The sequence below is a fragment of the Cytobacillus spartinae genome, assembly GCF_042865285.1.
GTDB classification, from domain to species: Bacteria; Bacillota; Bacilli; order Bacillales; family Cytobacillaceae; genus Robertmurraya_A; species Robertmurraya_A spartinae.
The window spans coordinates 226,728-245,626 of sequence record NZ_JBIACK010000006.1; the positions used below are offsets into that span (position 1 = coordinate 226,728).

Consider the following 18,899-nt stretch of genomic DNA (forward strand, 5'->3'; position numbering starts at 1 on the left):
AAATTATGTAATTATATAGTACTAGATAACTGTAAACTTGTAAAGATTTGTCAGTAACATTATTGCAAAAAAATGTGTCTATTTTGTGCCATAGTAATAGTAGTATTGACTTTCTTTTGCTTTCTTCTGATTTAACACAACACCTAGTAGTTTTCCTTTAGAGTTTAGTAGAAGTTCTTTTGCCTTTAGAGCAGCATCTACTTCTGTTTTTCCACTGTTAACTACTAGAATGGTTCCGCTAGACTTGTTTGCTAGAATTTGTGCATCCGTTACAGCAAGGACTGGTGGAGTATCCATTAGCACCAAATCAAACTTATTGTAAATCTCCTCAAGTAACTCATCCATTGCCTTGGAACCTAATATTTCTGCAGGGTTCGGAGGAATGGGCCCACTTGTTAGAACATATAAGTTCTCCACTTCTGTTTCATTAACGGTTTCTGATAGAGATTTCTGTTTTGTTAATATATTTGTAAGGCCATGAAAGTTATTCAAATGGAATGTATAGTGTACCGTTGGTTTACGCATGTCTGCATCGATTAGTAAAACTTTTTTTCCCTGTTGTGCAAAAACGATGGCTAAATTTGCTACCGTTGTTGATTTCCCTTCCCCTGGACCAGATGATGTAACTGCAATAGAACGAATTTTTTCCTCGATGGAGGAGAATTCGATATTCGTTCGAATGGTTCTGTATTGCTCAGAAATAGGAGATCTCGGATTTCTTTTTGTAATCAGCTGGCGACTATTTACCCCTAGTTCTTTCTGTGCTCTTCTTGACATTAGGCCGTCTCTCCTCTTGCTTGTCTTGTTCGTCTTGGCTTCTCTTCTGTGAACTCATCTTCTTCTTTCGATATCGTTGTAATAGCACCTAATACAGGTAGTTCAAGCAACTTTTCAATATCTTGTTCATTTTTAATCGTGTTATCCATATATTCAAGTAAGAAAGCAAGTCCTACTCCTGCCATTAGGCCAACAACTAATGCAATTGCCATATTTAATATTGGTTGAGGTTTAACCGGAACTGGATTTTCAGGTAATTCAGCAGGAGATAAAATATGAATGTTATCAATCCTCATTAATTTTGAGATTTCTCTTTGAAATACTTTTGCAATTTCGTTTGCAATTAACACTGCTTGAGCTGGGTCTGCATTTTGCACACTGATGGTCACAACCTGGGATTTCCCTTCCTGACCAACACTTACACTTCCATTTAATCCTTCAGGAGTAGTGTCTAACTCTAATTCTTTAATTACTTGATCTAATATGTACGGACTTTTCATAATGACGTTATAAGTTTCAATGTATTTCGCATCCGCATCAAAGGATAGTCCTGCAATTGAGGCTAAAGCCCCAGTTGCTGCTTGGCTAACTAATATTTGTGTAGATGATTTATAGATAGGTTTTATTAGAAAGTAACTTGCTACACCGCTTATAGCAGTCGCAAGTACCGTAATTGCTACAATTAACGACAATCTTTTTCTCAAGGTCTCATATAACTCACGCAAGCTAATTGTCTCTTCCATTTTACCCTCCAAAAGTTGTGTTTTTTCGACAAATCTAGGAAATATTATAACATACATTATTTTCAAGTAATAGACTATATTAGTAATTTTGCATTTTGTTGAGATAATTTTATTGGTGTAAAATATGGTAACAGATACATATATTTACTAATTATTCTCGTTCACGAAATTGTCAAATTATTTTAGTAAAGTATTAATATTTAGACATTTCTTCCAGTAAAACTGATTGAGTGCTCATAACTAACAAATTTCGGTTGATGACAAAATTTTTACTAAAGTCTATATTAATAAGTATGTAAATAAAATGTTGTCTTCTTGTAAAACAAATAAGGACGTGATTTTTTGATAGATTCGACTAAAAGGAGTAAATGGTTATTTACTCTTACTCTTTTAGTTTTCATAACTGGTGCTTGGATGGCTAAGAATTTGTATTTTGTTCAAGAGACAGGACTTATTTCTCATAACATGCTCATCCTACTATCTTCACTCGGTTTATCTTTCCTTCTAGGGTCCATATTAACAGCCAAGAAAACCAAGTGGTTACCTGTTTTGACCTTTTTCCTTTATCTCGCTCTTTCCGTTCTATTATACGCAGATGTTTTATATGCTCGTTATTATTATGCGATATTAAAGGTCGAGTTAATTGTTCATGCAGGCCAGATTCGAGATATTAGTGACTCTATATTCTCCTTAATCTATAAGAGTGATATCTGGTATTTCGTAGATCTACCCATCCTAGCAATTGCCCTCTTTTTCTTATATAGAAGAATTTCATTTGGAAAATTTGTTAGTTGGTCATTCGCTGGTGCGGGTACAGTTATAATTTTATTCATAACCTTATTTGCTTTAAAATTACCTTACTCAGATCAGTATAAAGTATCCATTGCGGGGATTATTCCTGCTCATGTATATGATCTGTCTTATAACCTTTATAAAAAGTTTTACTTAGGGCAAACCTATCTGAAGGGTGAGAGCCTTCATGAATTGCAGACTTTTTTAGAAAAAAAGCAAGAGGTTCAGAAAGCTTCCCCTTATTTTGGAGAGTATAAAGGGAAGAACTTAATCGTTGTTCAAGCCGAGTCTCTTAATGTGTTCCCTATTGGGATAAAAGTGGGAGAAGAAGAAGTAACTCCTATTTTAAATGAGTTAATAAGTACGAGTCATTATTATCCGAACACGTATCTACAAATTGGGAGAGGGAATACATCCGATGCGGAGTTTGTAGCAAATAACTCTATCTATCCAATGAGTCTAATTGGTGCTTACAAAGGATTTACTGATAATAGTTACCTTTCACTTGGGAATGTCCTAAATTCTGAAGGGTATAAGGTAAGTGCTACACACGGTAACCGAGCAGAGTTTTGGAATCGGAAAGAAGCTTATCCTTATCAAGGTTTTGAAGAATTCTACCATATTGACCACCCAAAGATTGATGATGGTGATTGGGTAGGAATGGGTATTTCTGATGAAAGTATTTTTAGACAAATGGTACAGATTTATAAAGAAGAGCAGAAACCATTCTACAATTTTATCGTTTCGTTATCTTGCCATCGACCATTTGAGTTACCTAAAGAGCTTCAATACTTGAATTTACCTAGCGACATGGACGGTACTGCGACAGGTCACTATTTGCAAAGCGTAAAGTATTTTGATTATGCATTGGGAATTTTTATTGAAGAATTAAAAAAAGAAGGCCTCTGGGATGACACCATTTTTGTTGTATATGGTGACCACTATGGTCCTCTTCCAAAGGATGGACCTGAAATCGAAGAGCAATTAGGTGTTGTTTTTGATGAAGAAGAACGTTTTAAAGTGCCACTAATCATCCATCACCCTGGACAGACAGAAGGGGTTCTAAATACAGGAGTCGGAAGTCAGATGGATATTTATCCAACTCTATCAGCTTTATTAGGAATTGACCAACCACTTGTACAATTTGGGACAACTCTTGATGCTGACTTTAAGCAAGTTGTTGGATTTGCCTATGAGACGAATCGATATTCCTTCTATTCTGATGACTATATGTATGCAGCCTCCCATACGGGTGTTTTTGAGGAAGGGACCTGTACCAAATCCGAGAATGGTGAAGCTGTAGATGTACAAGCTTGCCGCGAAGGCTATGATCGGGTTTATAAGGATATTCAAACTTCTACTGTGTTGTTGGAGCATGATTTTATAACAAAGATATTTAAGTAATAGAAAACCGAGCCAATTTTGGCTCGGTTTTTTCATCATTATTTTAATAAAATATATGATAAATCCGATTTATTATCTCCTTGGAAAACGAATTGAAGAGAGTAATAACCAAGATCATAATACATGTACCAGCTTCCATCCATTTCACTATATCCCTCTTCGTCAGGCGTTCCTACCGTATTACGGATGATGTAAGGTGTTAATGGTGTTAAGCCATCATTCACCCAGTCAATAGCGGTTAATTCACTAAGCTCTTTCCCGCCAGTAAAATAAATGTAGTTCCCAAATTGTCTACCATATCCACCATCAAAGTACCCTTGCCACTCTGGATCATAACCAAAAGAGTCATAGACAGTATATATATCATCATAGTAAAGAGAGATATCAGACCCCTTCATATACCCTTCACTTGCTAAGTCTAGGAAACTACTATCGAAAAACACGATACGCTCTAACTGCTTCTTCTTTGTTGATGAAGGTGTTTCATATTTAATAGAAGAAGATTTTTTGACAAAAGCTCCTCCACCTAATCCATAGATTCCACCATTTTGATCTTTGTAAGAATACACACGGAACTCGCTACCCTTTTTTAATTTTCTAAGCGTAACTAGTTTTCCTTTTTCTTCCTTCACTAAATCTGTATCTTTTAAAATCGTTACTTTTCCAATTTGGCCTTTAATTAATATTGAATTTCCCCATTTTACTCCAACTGGAGCAGAAGCAGCTTCAATATTGCTGTAGCTACCAAAAGATAAAAATAAAATTGTTACAAGAACGAAGCTTAAGATTTTTTTCATTTATGTTCCTCCTATGTAGTAGAATACTCTCTAATTATAAGAAAATGTTTCCTAGTTTAATAGTACTATTTGCATATTTATTATGTTTCTTGTAAATGGAGAAAAATAAAGCCTTGATTCCACATCAGAATCAAGACTTTATTACTTATTTTAGTAATTTACCTTAACTGGCTTACCATTTCTTACAATAATCATTGATGTTTTGCCATAGTGGATAACAAATTCATCGCCCTTTAGTTCATAAATTTCTTCCATTGTATCACCGCTTAATCTATAGACAAAGCGTCCGTCCACTTCATAAGAGTTTCCAGAATAATATAGATCATTCCCTACAAGTGTATAATCCCCTACTTCAAATCCATTTTCTATATAAAACCATTGTGCATCCTCAGTTACTGGATTAAATACTTGTAACTCAGATTGCTCAGAGCGGTCAAAGAATAACGTGTAAATTTTGTTATTTTTAACATATACATCGAAGTAGCCAGACTCAACTGGTCCTTGCTCATACACTACACTTCTAGTTCCATCCATAGATACTTTCTCGATTTTGTAATGACTATAATAGTTGCCTTCCTCATCATATACTTCATCGATATTAGTAGAAATATAGAAATGGCCATTTGCATATGCAAACCCATTCGCATATAAATTAGTGTCGCTAATGTCTATTTGACCTATTTGCTTTGTATTCTTCCCATCAAGGTCCATTCGGTAGATGTCTACATAATCTTCCTCAATGAATAAACCATCTACATCTTCATAAAAATAATTCCCCAAGAAGTAAATATACTTGCCATCAGAAGTAAAGTTTGAAATACCATCTGAAGTTAGACGTTCCTTTTTAGTGCCATCAGCAGTCACTCGGTATAGATTAATGTTATTCTCTTCATCATAAATAAGTAAGTAGACCCAGTTCCCGATTTGGATAGCCGGTATATATGCTTCTGAATCAGTAATGAATGAAGATTTATTTGTAGCTTTGTTATAAATATAGTAATCTGCAGCATATTCCGTGTTTAAGTAATACACAACACCATCGTAGTCAAATATATTTTCTGTTGGCACTGTAGGGGTCTTTGGATTCGCACATGCTACCAGTTTTAGTTTCGCTTTTGATGGAGTTTCATATTTAACGCGAGAATCACGATCAATAAACAACCCACCACCTAGGCTTAGCATTCCTGGTTTAAATGCGTAAATACGATACTTCTCTCCTGCTTTTAGCGTTCTTTCTGTTACTTTTTTATCTCCATCTAATTTATAAAGTGGAGTATCCTTCAACACAAAAAGTCTACCAATTTGGCCAGGCTTTAATTCTACGCCATCCCACCAAATTTTCGTACCTACTTTTACTCCTGCACATTCGCTATTAGCGGAGCTTGGGGTAGAGTACATGAACAAAGATATTAATAGTGCAAAGCTTAAAATAATAATCTTGAACTTCTTCAAAAACATACACCCATTTCTGTAGGAAATATAATACAGATTTATTATAATTTGTATATTTAGAATTGGATATATCTTTTCTATTATTTTTGTGAATTATTACAGTAATTTTTTTTGGCTATAGTAGTTCTTTTGTCAAATAAGCACCCTAAATGTCGGACACTCTTTATTGTTTTACCACCTTTATCCTATTAAAATAGTATACAGGTACTATATTATGGTAAGGAGGAGTTTAATTGTTTAAAAATCTAGTAAAAATATCATTTGCTTTGATGCTTCTTATCGGTTTAGTGGCTCAGCCTGTGTCTGCGTCCAATTCTGATGAAGTATATTACGTAGCGCTTGGGGATTCATTGGCTGCTGGTTGGACCCCATACGGAGAAGATGGAAAAGGATATCCTGACTTTATAGCAGAGAAGTTTGAAGGCGCTAACATGACTACTACGTTCATTGGTGAATACGCAGTACCAGGTTATACATCTCAAGATGTAATCGATGATATTAAAAATAATGTTCAATTAGAAGGTCTGCCAAGTATTCAAGATGCCCTAAAAAGTGCCACCCATGTTACTTTGGATGCCGGTGCAAATGACCTATTAAGAAAAATTAAAGTAGATCCTGTAAGTAAGACTGTAACGTTTGATGAGGTAGAGGTACAAAAGGCTCTTGCTCAAGTACAAAAAAACTTAGCTGAGACGATTCTTACGATTAAAACACTAAACCCTACTGTTAAGGTTTATATCATGGGATATTACAATGCTTTTCCATATCTACCTGCAGAGCTTCAAACGAAGATTGTTGCATCGTTAAATATATTAAACTCTGTCATTAAAGGGGTAGCAGAACATTCAGGTTCTACATATGTTTCAACGGAAGAAACAATTGGAATGAAGCATTTGCCAAACCCACAGGATATTCACTTAAATCTAGAGGGTTACCAAGCACTTGCTGAGTTATTCTGGAATGTCATGAAGCCAGTTGTAGCTGAAAAACCAGTTGATAAAGAAACTCCTGTCGTGTACTGGGAGGGAATGGTTTTAAAGAAAGGCCAAATTGGGAAAGTAACGGTTGAAAAACCTATTAATCTATGGAAACGTGTTGATGGGTCTCTTCAATTTGTTAGAGTGTTAAATAAAGATGAGGTATACCGCGTATACAGCTATGACCATAAATTTGGTGGACAGTACGGTGTTGGTGGCGGATTCTTTGTAACGAAGATGGAAGGTCACGTACGATACAATACTCCGTCTAAGGCTAAATTAGAGTTAGTGAATAATTAGTAGATTGGGAGAGGGGATTAAGCCCTTCTCCCTTTATTTTTTAGTTAATGAAAATTGATGTGGTTTCATGTTTTCACTTAAAGGAGCTAGAATATACCCTTCTTTTGTTAAGGTTGATAGTAACTTGGGTAAATGATCAATGGTAGATTTTAAATCATGAATTAAGATATAAGGTGTGTTCCCCTTTTCTTCTTGCTTATAGATTTGACTCATCGTATGATCTACATATTTTGATCCTTTATACTTCCAATCTAAGCTATCTATATTCCAATCCCACATAATTAAGCCCTGCTTCTTCACAGCGTCTCGATAGCTACTTTTCATATATGGAATACTACCATATGGAACTCTCATTAAATTACTATTTACTCCAGTAATTTTCTTAATTGTATTTCTTGTTGTGACCATTTCAGAAACAACAGAATTGGCGGATGCATAAATTTTGTTAACGTCATGTGTGACACTATGCGAACCGACAGCATGCCCTTCTACTATCATTCTCCTTACATCACCTTGATGTAGAATCATTCTATTATTAAGCATAAAAAAGGTCGCTTTTGCATTGTATTTTTTTAAAACATCGAGTAATTGGCCGGTATATATAGTTGGTCCATCATCAATAGTTAAGTAGGCAACCTTAATTTTTTCTTTCGTGAGAGATGAACTTAGCACCCAACCTTCTTTTCCATTTCCCAAAGTAATTTTGTACCATATTTCGTTTTGAGCATTAACAAACTCAGAAGCTTTGTCGACGCTTTCCCCAATCGTTAGATTAGCTAGTACTTTATAGCCTACACTCGCGCCACTCCTAACAATTGCAGTGGGATCTTTTACATAAAAAGAGTTTGAATGGTAAGGTTGCCCACTTACTTCTTTAGATGATATCCAGCCACTTCTATTTCCATCTTGAATTCTATACCATTTTTCACTATTTATAACGATAAAAGATTGGATATTTACTTGGGAGTCCTCTGGTATTGTAAAGGATACTTTTTCACTATAAGAGGCTCCTCTTCTGACTTTAACAGCCTCAGTTACGAGTAGACTCTCCTGTAGGTAATCTTTACTAAAGTGAAATAACTCAAGATCTGATAATTGAACCCAACCCATGCTTTGACCAGAATCTAGTCGGACCCATCTATCCCCATTGCTACTTATGTGTTTATCAATAATTTTAACTATCTGGCCTCTCTGAAGTGTACTTACCTGATCATAAGTAGATAATGCTCCTCTTCTTATCGCCGCATTTGCCGAAGAACTAGTGAAATATTGGTTATTTATGTCTATAGGTGATAGTCCTTGTTTCTTAATCCATCCGACTTGCTCTCCAAACTTAACATTTAACCAAAGCTCTTTATTTCTATTTTGAAATTCACTAATAACAGTCACCATTTGTTTTGGCGGTATAATGGTCTTAACTTTATAGTGCACTGCTGCTCCAGCCTGTAAAGGTGTCTCGAGTCCAGTTTTCATAAGAAAATCTGTTGTTCTTTCTGAAGCCGACACACTTCCTTTTGAATCAGAAATGAATAATAATAAGAGTGTTATAGATATTATGGATATTAGAATTTTCTTCACAAGTTGCTCCTCTTTCTAAGTTAGATATACATATATATCCAGTCTATCACAATATAGGAAATTTAGACTATAGGAATATGCTATTTTAGTATACTTTTAGACTATTTAAAAAAGCCAACATTCTGATAATGAAAGTTGGCAAGTGTGATACACCCTATTCAATACGAGGAAGGACTTATTCCTCCATAATGAGATCTTCATATTTTTTACTTAATAAATCTCTTAGCTTCACGTTTGTTATTTGAGGAATGAAAGATTCTATTTGCTCTTTAGACCTTTCAATGGATTCCAAATCGCTATTCTCTATATAGTCCTCAAGTCTAATAACCTCATGGTAAACACTGATAAGGATCTTATTTTCTTCTATTACTTCCTCAGCTGGATTTTTATATCTTTCTAGAATGGCCTCTCTTGTCGATTTTCCGTAAGGCTTATATAAGTAGATGGCTTGTCGATTTACTAGAGACGTAAGGTTGTGATACTTATCTGCTGCCAGTTCCAGATTACCCTCGTCTAAATGATTCTCTAACTCTATCCTTGCATCATCTAATCTTTTACCAGCAGAAATCGCATCAATATAGAAGATGGCTCTCTCAATCCAGAGCTCGATATCTTTAATAAGATAGCTGAACTTTTCCTGATCTTGTTTTTTAAAATAGTTATATGAGCTTTTAACTTCTTCTAGCTCTTTTTTTATTTTATTAAAAGTATTGTATGGACGATTTTCTACATTCGCTTCATAGTCTACGGAAATTTCTTTCATTAATTGGACTTTACTTTTATCCGCCTCTTTTATGAGTGACATAAGTTGATGAATTTTATTAGCATGGTGTTCTTGGTGGACGATTTCAGCCAAGCTGGAAATAAGCTTTACATCCTGTCTGACGGGAATTCCTTGTGTCATGATCACTAAAATGTAGGGCTGGTGATCAAAGACTATAGCAGCGTCATTATATATTTTATTCATTGGAATATAGCCAACTTTATGAGCTACTTGATTGGGATCCACACTGCTTGCAACCGTATCTGTATAGACCGTATTCTTCAATAAACTTATGAGCTCATTTCCAAGCTTGGGATTCTTTTGAGCGAAATGATTAAGTTGCTTTAGGTATGCTGAGAGATCTTTGGCAGTAGTAGTGTTTTTACCGCCCGGATACACATTTCCCCCACCAATTGACTTTGTATATTTAATAAAGTTTGCCTTTCCTACTTTTTCACGAAGCATAATAAAAGCAATATTATCCGAGTAGACAACGCTTTTTTTGACTAAATCTTTGATCGTATATTGAGTTCCCACCTTGTCATGTTGTATTACCCCACTTCCACCATAATAGTGATGGCTCTTATAGGTTAACTTTTGATTTAGATTTATTTTTTGATTAGCAGCTAGTTCATATATGTATAAGACTAACGGAAGTTTAATCGTACTTGCAGCGGAATGAACCTTCGTTGGTTGGTACGAGTACGATTGCCCGGTTACAAGGTTTTCATAGTATAAAGATAAGTGTGGGTATTTCTTGGCTGTAGCTTTGACGGTGTTATCCAAAGTTTTAAATTGAGTGGATGCAGATGTTGGTTGTAGATATGAGAATAGTAAACTACTAATCACAATTAAAGATATTAATACTTTTTGTTTCATTATACAGCTCCTAATTGTTTTTCTTTAATACTATTTAAATAAATTGATTAAATGAGTAATAAGGGACTCTTCCTAATAGAAACTTAATATAAAGCTCTGCAGACATAATCTACAGAGCCTCCTTCTTATCTCAAATATACGTGAATGTTCTACTCTATTATGAAAATCTCTACTCCATTAATCACAGAAAAGTTTGTATTAACATTAATAGTATCAGCAGCTGGTATTACAGTATTCGATAAAGTACTGAATGTCCAAGTGTCATCTTCATAGCTTGCTAACATTTCTGTGCTATCATCAGTAAATCTAAAGGTTGAAACTCCCCCAGGAACAATAAATTTATCCAATTCAGCGTTATGTGTTACTCCACTGTCATCAGTAACCTCAACTAGGCCAGTTTCTACATAAGTTGCAGCTGTTGTTGGACCACCTGTAACTTGTCCATCCGAGATCCACTCTGAAAAATTGGTGTCAACGGGTATTAAGTTACTAAAATGTCTACCCTCAACAAATCTATAGAAGATATATTTCCCTCTTTGAGTAGGCGGGTTTGCCCAGAGTATTCCCCCTGGTATAGCTCCGTCTATTACTGAAAGAGGTACGGTAGAACCTCTAGCGTTTAATTTACCCTCAAATATCCTATAGTCTTGTGGTATATCTTCTACATTTGGAGTATCCCCATAATATACAAAGAGCGAAAGACTTTGTGGCAAATTCACCTCATTATTTGTCTTTACCCAATAACCTTCACTTCCTGTATCTGGGTGTACCGCGTAAACAACTTCAAAATCCTCTGGACTAGGTACCGGGACATCAACAGAAGGCGTTTTCACCTCTAGAACTTCATATGTTTTACCGTTGGATAGACCTGTAATTTCAGCACCCTCTATTGGTTCAGCTGGTGAACCCTGTACAAGTATTCCATTGGACTGAACACCATACTCTCTACCTTCTAAAATGACCATATACTTTTTACCAGATGTTAACCCCGATATTTTTTTATCACCAGCAATTCCTATTGATCCACTTACTAACTTAACTACCATCTTTTGTTGATCAAGTCCAAAGTTACTCTCATCTACTGTAATCCAGTTTGTATCATCTAACGTAATGCCATTAATGGTATTTTCGTCTACGTATACAATTTTCATTTTACCGGTAGTTGGTTTTTCACCTGGTGTAAAATCCCCTACATAGAACACAACCTTAGTAGCTTGGTTACTAACTTGAATCTTATGGGTATTAGTATTTGCTGGTATAGAGAACCCACTTGTCCCAATTTCTCTTTCTGCATCATCAAAAATGTGACTACTCGCAATGTCATAGCTTGAAATATTATTAATTTGTATCTGGTTACCTAAAGAGACCAATATCTGACCAGGGCTGCCATTACCGTACCAACCTGTATCTGCTATTAATCTGTCATAATTACTATTTATAGTACTTGAATCGTTTCCATAGCCTGTAAGGTTTTTTATAGCATTAGCATCAATATCTGCAAGCTTAATAAAGACATGGGTATCTGATCCGGTTTCACCTTGGGAATAATAATACTGTCCTGGTTCCAAATTACCCGGAGAATCCAATTTTGTATACTCTCCTTTTAACTGGTAGAAATCACCACCACTTTCTGATGTAGAATATATAAACTTGTTAAGATTTATTTCCCCAGTTAGACTCCCATTTACAACAAAATTAAATTTATTTTGATTTTCTGTAAACGTCAGTAAGTAGTTTGGTTTAAAGGTAATATTTTCAATTGGTTCAGTCGGTGTACTTTCTAAACGACTATATATCCATGCATTATTCTTATATTCTGCCAACATTTCTATACCATTATCAGTAAACTTAAAGCTTGTTACTCCTTCTGGAATAATAAAGTTATCAGACTCTGCATCATGTGTTACTTGACTTTCATCTGTAATTACAACTAAGCCATTTTCCACATAAGTTGCTAATGTTGTAGGACCACCTGTAACTTGTCCATCAGCTACCCACTCTGAGAATTTAATGTCAATAGGTAATAGATTACTATCATGTACCCCTTCAACAAGTCTATAAAAGATATATTTTCCTTTCTGGGTAGGTGGGTTAGCTAGGAGGAATCCCTCTTCTAAATAACCTTCTACCAACGGCAGTGGTACAGTATAACCACTAGCCATAAGCTTGTTATCTATTATCATATAATCTTGGGGAATATCTTCTATATTTGGTGTATCTCCGTAATGCACAAATAGTGAGTAATCTTTACTTAAAGTTAACTCATTTTTGTTTCTAACATAATAACCTTCTTCACCTGATTCAGGATGTACTGCATACACAACTTCAAAATCTTCCGGATTAGGTCTAGGAACATCAGTAGAAGGTGTTTTTACTTCTAGAACTTCATATGTTTCACCATTAGTTAATCCTGTAATTTCAGTACCCTCTAGAGATTGAGCTGGTGAATTCTGTACAAGTGTTCCATCGGACTGAACTCCATACTCTTTTCCTTCTAACATAACCATGTACTTTTTCCCTGATGTTAACCCTGTTATTTTTTTGTCACTTGCAGTTCCTAATGACCCATTTGCTAATTTGACAACCATCTCTTGTTGATCAAGTCCAAAGTTACTTTCATCTACTGTAATCCAGTTTGTATCATCTAACGTAATGCCGTTAATAGTATTTTCGTCTACGTATACAATTTTCATTTTACCGGTAGTTGGCGTCACATTAGGGACATAGTCACCCACATAAAAGACAATTTTTGTAGCCTGAGAATTCACAATAATCCTATCCGTAGTGCCTGGAGCTACTAAAGATCCTGATGAACTAATTTCCTCATTATTTCTAAATGTATGTTTACTTGAAAGAGTATTACCTGAATTATTGATAACTTCAATTTGGTTGCTAATGGATACAGATTTCATGCCAGTAGACGCATTACTACACCATCCATCTTCTGCAATCAATCTGTCATGGTTATCATTAATTCTGGTCGAATCATTACCATATCCCGTAAGACTTTTTATTGCATTAGCATCTTCATCAGTTAATTTCAAGTAAATTGTAGTCATAGTTCCACTATCAGAATAATAATATTGGCCTGGTTGTAGTGCAGGGGTAAAGCTTACTTTAGTATATTCTCCACGCAATTGATAAAAATTTTCTCCGCCTTTTGAAGTAGAATATTTTAGTTTTTGAACATCTATTGGGCTGTTTATTTTTCCAGTTACAGTTAATGTCAATTGGTTTTTGTTTGCTGTAAATCCAGCCATATAATTTGGTTGGTAATCAATAACTGGTTCAGGTTGACTGCTTTCTAATTCAACAATCTTAGTCAGCAATTTATCCAATAAAATCTTCTCAGTTCCTAGACCTTGCTTTGCACCTTCAGATAATTCTTCAAATGCAGTCAAGGCCGTAGTAACTTTCCCTTTATTAGAAACTACTACTGCATCTACTGTTAATGCTAAGGCCTCAGCATGCGTTGTTCTGAAAGCTACTATCTGTTGAGCTGTCAATTCTAAATCAACAATCTTAGCTTTCAAACTATCTAGTAAGCTCTTTTCCGTTAATAACCCTGCTTTTGCTTCGTCTGAAAGGTCTTGATAGGCTGTAAGAGCGGTGTCTATTAGCCCCTTATCAACTATTCCTACACTGTTTTCTGTCAATTCTAGTGCAGCAGCATGTGTTGATTTAAACTCTGTAATCTGTTCTTCTAGTTCCAACACTTCTACCTTAGCTAGCAATCCTTCAAGTAAGCTCTTCTCAGTACTTAACCTTTCTTTTACTTCATCTGATAGTACTGTATAGGCATTTAGAGCTGTTTCTATAATCCCCTTATCTGAAATTGCTACTGTATCATCATTGAGAGATATTGCTGTTGCATGTGTAGTCTTAAAAAGATTAACTTCTTCAACGATTTCATTAGCTATTACAACGATTTTATAGACCTGAGTAGATTTGTTATCAGCAGATGTTACCAGTAGTTGATGGTCCCCGTCAGTCGGGTCTATATTTGTCTGTTTTAACAATGTAGAGGACGAATTATCCTGGTCAACCCAGTTAGCCCCATCATATTGTTGGAAACTAAAAGTTGCTTCAAATGGAGAACTGATTGCTGCTATGGCTTGTTGTATCGTCGTGTTTTCAGCAACTGTGACTATACTAGTTGAGACATTAATGCCTATCACAAATTCGGAATCACTTTGAAAAAATAGCGATGTCGGTTCAAATAACATAAATAAAGATGAGGCGCTAGAGATATTGTTGGCAGAGTCTACTGCGTAAACTACATATTCACCTATGGCGAAACCTGTTGTGTCTAAATCTACGCTTTGGTTAGCTGTAACAGAGATTTTTACTCCGTTTTCACCCTCAGCCGCACTATTTAAATCCCCAACAGATTTGTTTGTATTAGAAGGTACTAGATAGACTGTTCCATTTTCATTGCTTGTAACATTAACATTACTTCCAATTTCAACAGGTTCACTACTTATATTATTTAAAGTTACAGTTGGTGCTGTTCTGTCACTTGGCGGTGTTGGCGTATCATTTTGCGGTGGTGTTGGATCATCATTTGAACTAGGTGGTGCTGGTGTAGTAGGTGTTTGTGTACTAGGTGCTGTTTGAGCTGGAGGGTTTTTAGACACTTCTACTCCACTTGATGTTTCTATCTTTCCGTTATTTTCTATTTTAACTTCCTCTTTAACAGAGCTATCTTTCTTGACTTCTTTTACTTCTGTATTTTCTGCTACTTTAATTTCTGCATTTGCGTTAGAGATATTTACTACGGTATTTTTCAGGTCCCCTTCTAGTTTAATGGTTTGACCTTTTTCTTTAGCTGCAATATTAACAGACTTTATCTCTGCACCCTTCTCAGCTGATAAACTTGAAGCGGTTTTTACGTCTATTTCTTTTACCTTTGTATCCTTTGCTATTTTAATTTGCGAACCCTCACCAGTTACAGAAACTTTTGAATCCGAAAAATCTCCTTTTAACTCGATTCCTTTCGAATCAATAGTCCCTTTAGAAGCTAACTCTACTTCTTGGTATGCACCCTTCTGTTTAGACTCTAAATTTAGAGTACCTGATGAACCCGCTTTCTCAGAAACAACTAATGATTTAATTTGAGTTCCTTCTTCTGCAACGATGTTTGCCCCATCAGTATCATTGACTGTTAAATTTTCGGCAACAACGTTCTTCTGATAAAGACTATGATTAGCTACGTTCTCAACAATAATGGATCCACCTTGGTCTTTGTCCTTGTTGACTTTAACATTCTCTAAGTAAACTGAACCTGCTCCAGTATTGTCACCTTTTATAACCAGGTTTCCTAAAATAGTCACATTCTGAAGTTTAATATGTTCATCTTGTCCAGCAATAATTACGACTGTATTCCTGTATTCTGTTGTAATAGATTGACCTATTATGGTAGGATTAGATTTTTTCAGTGAATCTGCTTCAAATATTGTTACTACCTTATCAAGTTCAGCTTTTATATCAGCTCTTAATTTCTCTAAAGCAGAAAGTAACTTTGGGTTCTGCTCTAAATTACCTGTTTTTTCACCATCTTCAAAAAGCTTAACAAGACGGTCATAATGATAGATAACATCATTTACATTTTCATCATTAATAGAATTAGATAAGCGGTCTAACTCCATTTTAATTGATACAGGGTAGAGTGCTTTCTCTTTGATATCATAGGCTTTCTGCTGATACTCTTGAAGAAAAGCTTCTCTAGTAGTTTTACCGAATACCCTATAGAACATCGGGCTGTACCTTTTAATTTCTTTTGTTAACTCGTGATAGGTCGCTACTGTGGTTTCATCGACCTTATCCTCATTAATAAGTGTTTCTAGCTGATTACTTCTTTTCAATATTTTTTTACCTGCGGAAACTGCATCAATATATGTAACAGCTCGATCGAAGTATAATTGTACGTTTTGTTCCAATCGAGCTTGTAAAATATCTTTTTCTTTCCCTTTTACCTTAGATACTGCATCACTAGCGGCCGAAAGTGCTTTTTTTGTTTCATTGAAAAGCTTCATGTTAGGGTAATCTAAAACATTATTAGGATAAGCATTCTTTCTATGTTCATATGAAACTTCCCACTTTAAAGCTCCTGCAAGTTTTTCTGCTTTTAAGACAAGATCTTCTACGCCTTTTTCAGCACTAGCATTAGCCGGATTTGTCGCTACAAAAACACTGGTCAACGCCATTGAACCAGCAGCAATGATTTTTCTAACTACTACCTTCTTACGTTTAAGATTTCGTTTCATCTTCCCACTCCCATTCTATAACTTATGAGTCTTATGACTTAAATTTTCAGACTCTTCAATAGAACTTTTATCACACTTAAATAATGGGTGTATATAGATAATGGTATTTATTAATAAAATTGTCACAAAATGGTATATTAACCAACTTTCCTAATTTACTTATAGTAGAAACAAAAAAGATATAGAATATTAATAATTCTTAATTCTTTTTTAGGTACAGAGGTAACATATGTAGTTTTACCCCCACATTGTGAGCTCCTTGATAACGAAGAAGAGCTACTGGATACACCAGTAGCTCTTCTTACTTATACGAATCATTTATTGAATCTTTTCAACCTCATAGCCCTTATCTTCTAGCAACTTAATAATACTCATGTCACCAAAATAGTGAGCTGCTCCTACTACTACAAAATAAGTTTCTTTTTTGTCTGAAGCTAAGAATTGCTCAATTTTATCTGCCATTCCAATGTTTCGATTATCTAGCATTTCAGTCATATATTCCTGGTATTCAGGGCTATTATCACCGTTATCAGCTAATAGGATACTTTCAATTGCCTCATCATCACTCGTATTCCAAGCATCCATAAGTTCTTTTAGGCCTTCAGTGCCTTCTACCGTTAAAGTAGATTCTAACAATTTCAATTGTATTTCTTTTGAGAAAGTATCAAACATATTTAACTGGAATTCCATACCCTCTAGTTCAATGATCTCTTTATCTTCGTTCGTTGCCTTTGCTAAGAAGTGATAATCAATCCCTAGTTCTGGGGCGTACTCTAGACCCATTGGTTTTAATCCTTCAAGTAACATGTTAACATACCAAGGTTCATACATATTTACATACTCAATAGCTATTCCGTAATAGCCTAATGCTTCTTTTAAATCTAAGTACATCTCATCAGATAGATGATCTTCTAGAGTTGATCCATCCGTATATACAGCCTTCTCTACTAGAGTTTCAGCAAGCTGATCTGGGTCTAAATTTAATATATCCGCTTCTACTGCAAGATAATCTGATGCATCATATGCATTTTCAATCTTTGAATTCAGTGGATAGAACTCCTCAGAACCTATGTGAATAGACCCTAACATGTACACTGTATTTCCGTTATGTTCTGCCTTCCAAAGGAAACCACCTTCATTTTCAGGGGCAACAACTACAGGATCCTTAGGGCCCTCATCTTTTTGCTCGCAAGCTTTTAGCTTAGCAAGTTTTGCTTTAGAAGGTGTTTCATACAGGACATTATGATCTCTTTTAATATAATAGCCTCCACCTACTCCATAGAGGCCTGTGTTATTGTTCGTTTTAAAAGAATAAACACGATAAACACCATTTTCAGGTAATGTCTTATGTACTGCTAAGTCTTCACCTTTTAATAAGTAAAGTTCTGTTTCATCTAAAATCGTTACTCTACCTATTTGCCCCATTTTAAGTTCAGCATCATCCCACACAACCTTTAAAGTAGAACAATCTGTTGTTGAAGCAAAAGCCGAGCCTGTTGAAAATGCAGAAGCTAATAAAGCTACTACTAGTAACATGGCAATCTTTTTAAATACTAATCTCACTTTCATCTCTCCTCTGTACTTTTTATACCTTCCACCCTAGGAAACTATTACCATATATAAATACGATTATACAGGAAAATAGTTTCACAAATATTTAAAATAGACAACAAAAAAAGACGCAACTTAAAGTTGGTCCAAGTTTAGTAATTTTCTATAAAGTTTACAGGCTATCTATTTAGATTCGTAATATTTGTCTACTGCTTTATGGACTACATGTATTCCATCGACTGTTTTATCAAGTGCTTTTAATGGCTTTTTTATAGGGTCAGGAACTGGTATCCCCTTTGGAAGGTTCTCTTTAATAGTCTTTTTTTCTTGATGAATTAAGTCAAAGTCATTTCTATCAGGACCATTTTGCACCATACTTTTGACGGTATGACCAATATTATCTATTGCTTTTCCAACTTTTTGTCCGCGCTTATCAAATTCATCAATCTTCTTCTCCGCATGATCAAAGCCTTTTTGAACTTGGCGATCAACTCTATCGACTGACTTTGAAATTAAATCTCCAAGGAAAGTATTACTTAAAAAACCCATTATAATCCGCTCCTTTTTCTATCATATAGTTATATTTTACTAGATAAGATATAGGTTAGTCTATTGAAAAA

Annotated in this window: 10 protein-coding genes and 2 pseudogenes; 3 read left to right on the top strand and 9 right to left on the bottom strand. The window is 35.2% G+C overall.

Features of this window, described 5'->3' with window-relative positions; genetic code table 11:
• Positions 1–78: 78 nt before the first annotated feature.
• The gene (locus ACFYKX_RS14265; RefSeq protein WP_389361732.1) at positions 79–777 is read right to left on the bottom strand and encodes a CpsD/CapB family tyrosine-protein kinase; all 699 of its coding nucleotides are present in this window, start codon (positions 775–777) and stop codon (positions 79–81) included.
• Positions 777–1,520, bottom strand: a complete 744-nt coding sequence (locus ACFYKX_RS14270; protein WP_389361733.1) for a YveK family protein — start codon at positions 1,518–1,520, stop codon at positions 777–779. The genes ACFYKX_RS14265 and ACFYKX_RS14270 overlap by 1 nt, the downstream gene beginning before the upstream one ends.
• 342 nt (positions 1,521–1,862) lie before the next feature.
• On the opposite strand from ACFYKX_RS14270, the gene ACFYKX_RS14275 reads away from it, so the two are divergent.
• On the top strand, positions 1,863–3,716 hold the full coding sequence (locus ACFYKX_RS14275) for an LTA synthase family protein (protein ID WP_389361734.1): 1,854 nt from the start codon (positions 1,863–1,865) through the stop codon (positions 3,714–3,716).
• Positions 3,717–3,754: 38 nt separating this feature from the next.
• Here the strand turns inward: ACFYKX_RS14275 and ACFYKX_RS14280 are convergent, their stop codons facing one another.
• On the bottom strand, positions 3,755–4,513 hold the full coding sequence (locus tag ACFYKX_RS14280) for a DUF4309 domain-containing protein (protein WP_389361735.1): 759 nt from the start codon (positions 4,511–4,513) through the stop codon (positions 3,755–3,757).
• Positions 4,514–4,663: 150 nt separating this feature from the next.
• Positions 4,664–5,965 carry a DUF5050 domain-containing protein gene (locus ACFYKX_RS14285; RefSeq protein WP_389361736.1) on the bottom strand — a complete coding sequence of 434 codons (1,302 nt, stop codon included), beginning with the start codon at positions 5,963–5,965 and terminating at the stop codon, positions 4,664–4,666.
• 269 nt (positions 5,966–6,234) lie between these two features.
• On the opposite strand from ACFYKX_RS14285, the pseudogene ACFYKX_RS14290 reads away from it, so the two are divergent.
• Together ACFYKX_RS14290 and ACFYKX_RS14295 are read left to right on the top strand one after the other, a co-directional pair.
• Positions 6,235–6,906: pseudogene (locus ACFYKX_RS14290) on the top strand (SGNH/GDSL hydrolase family protein); the annotation flags it as partial.
• A gap of 54 nt (positions 6,907–6,960) precedes the next feature.
• Positions 6,961–7,242, top strand: a pseudogene (locus ACFYKX_RS14295) (hypothetical protein); the annotation flags it as partial.
• Between the two features lie 33 nt (positions 7,243–7,275).
• Here ACFYKX_RS14295 and ACFYKX_RS14300 read toward each other — a convergent pair.
• The 5 genes from ACFYKX_RS14300 to ACFYKX_RS14320 all read right to left on the bottom strand — a co-directional run bounded on the left by ACFYKX_RS14300 (position 7,276) and on the right by ACFYKX_RS14320 (position 18,828).
• Positions 7,276–8,820 carry a polysaccharide deacetylase family protein gene (locus ACFYKX_RS14300; protein ID WP_389361737.1) on the bottom strand — a complete coding sequence of 515 codons (1,545 nt, stop codon included), beginning with the start codon at positions 8,818–8,820 and terminating at the stop codon, positions 7,276–7,278.
• 175 nt (positions 8,821–8,995) lie between these two features.
• Positions 8,996–10,462: a serine hydrolase gene (locus ACFYKX_RS14305; RefSeq protein WP_389361738.1), complete on the bottom strand. Its 1,467-nt coding sequence runs from the start codon at positions 10,460–10,462 to the stop codon at positions 8,996–8,998.
• Positions 10,463–10,611: 149 nt separating this feature from the next.
• Positions 10,612–16,728 (bottom strand): hypothetical protein, encoded by a 6,117-nt coding sequence (locus ACFYKX_RS14310; protein ID WP_389361739.1) that lies wholly within the window; start codon positions 16,726–16,728, stop codon positions 10,612–10,614.
• Between the two features lie 318 nt (positions 16,729–17,046).
• Positions 17,047–18,291 (bottom strand): TraB/GumN family protein, encoded by a 1,245-nt coding sequence (locus ACFYKX_RS14315; protein ID WP_389361740.1) that lies wholly within the window; start codon positions 18,289–18,291, stop codon positions 17,047–17,049.
• A 171-nt stretch (positions 18,292–18,462) separates the two neighbouring features.
• Complete coding sequence (locus tag ACFYKX_RS14320; protein ID WP_389361741.1) at positions 18,463–18,828, bottom strand: hypothetical protein; 366 nt, start codon at positions 18,826–18,828, stop codon at positions 18,463–18,465.
• Positions 18,829–18,899 lie beyond the last annotated feature (71 nt).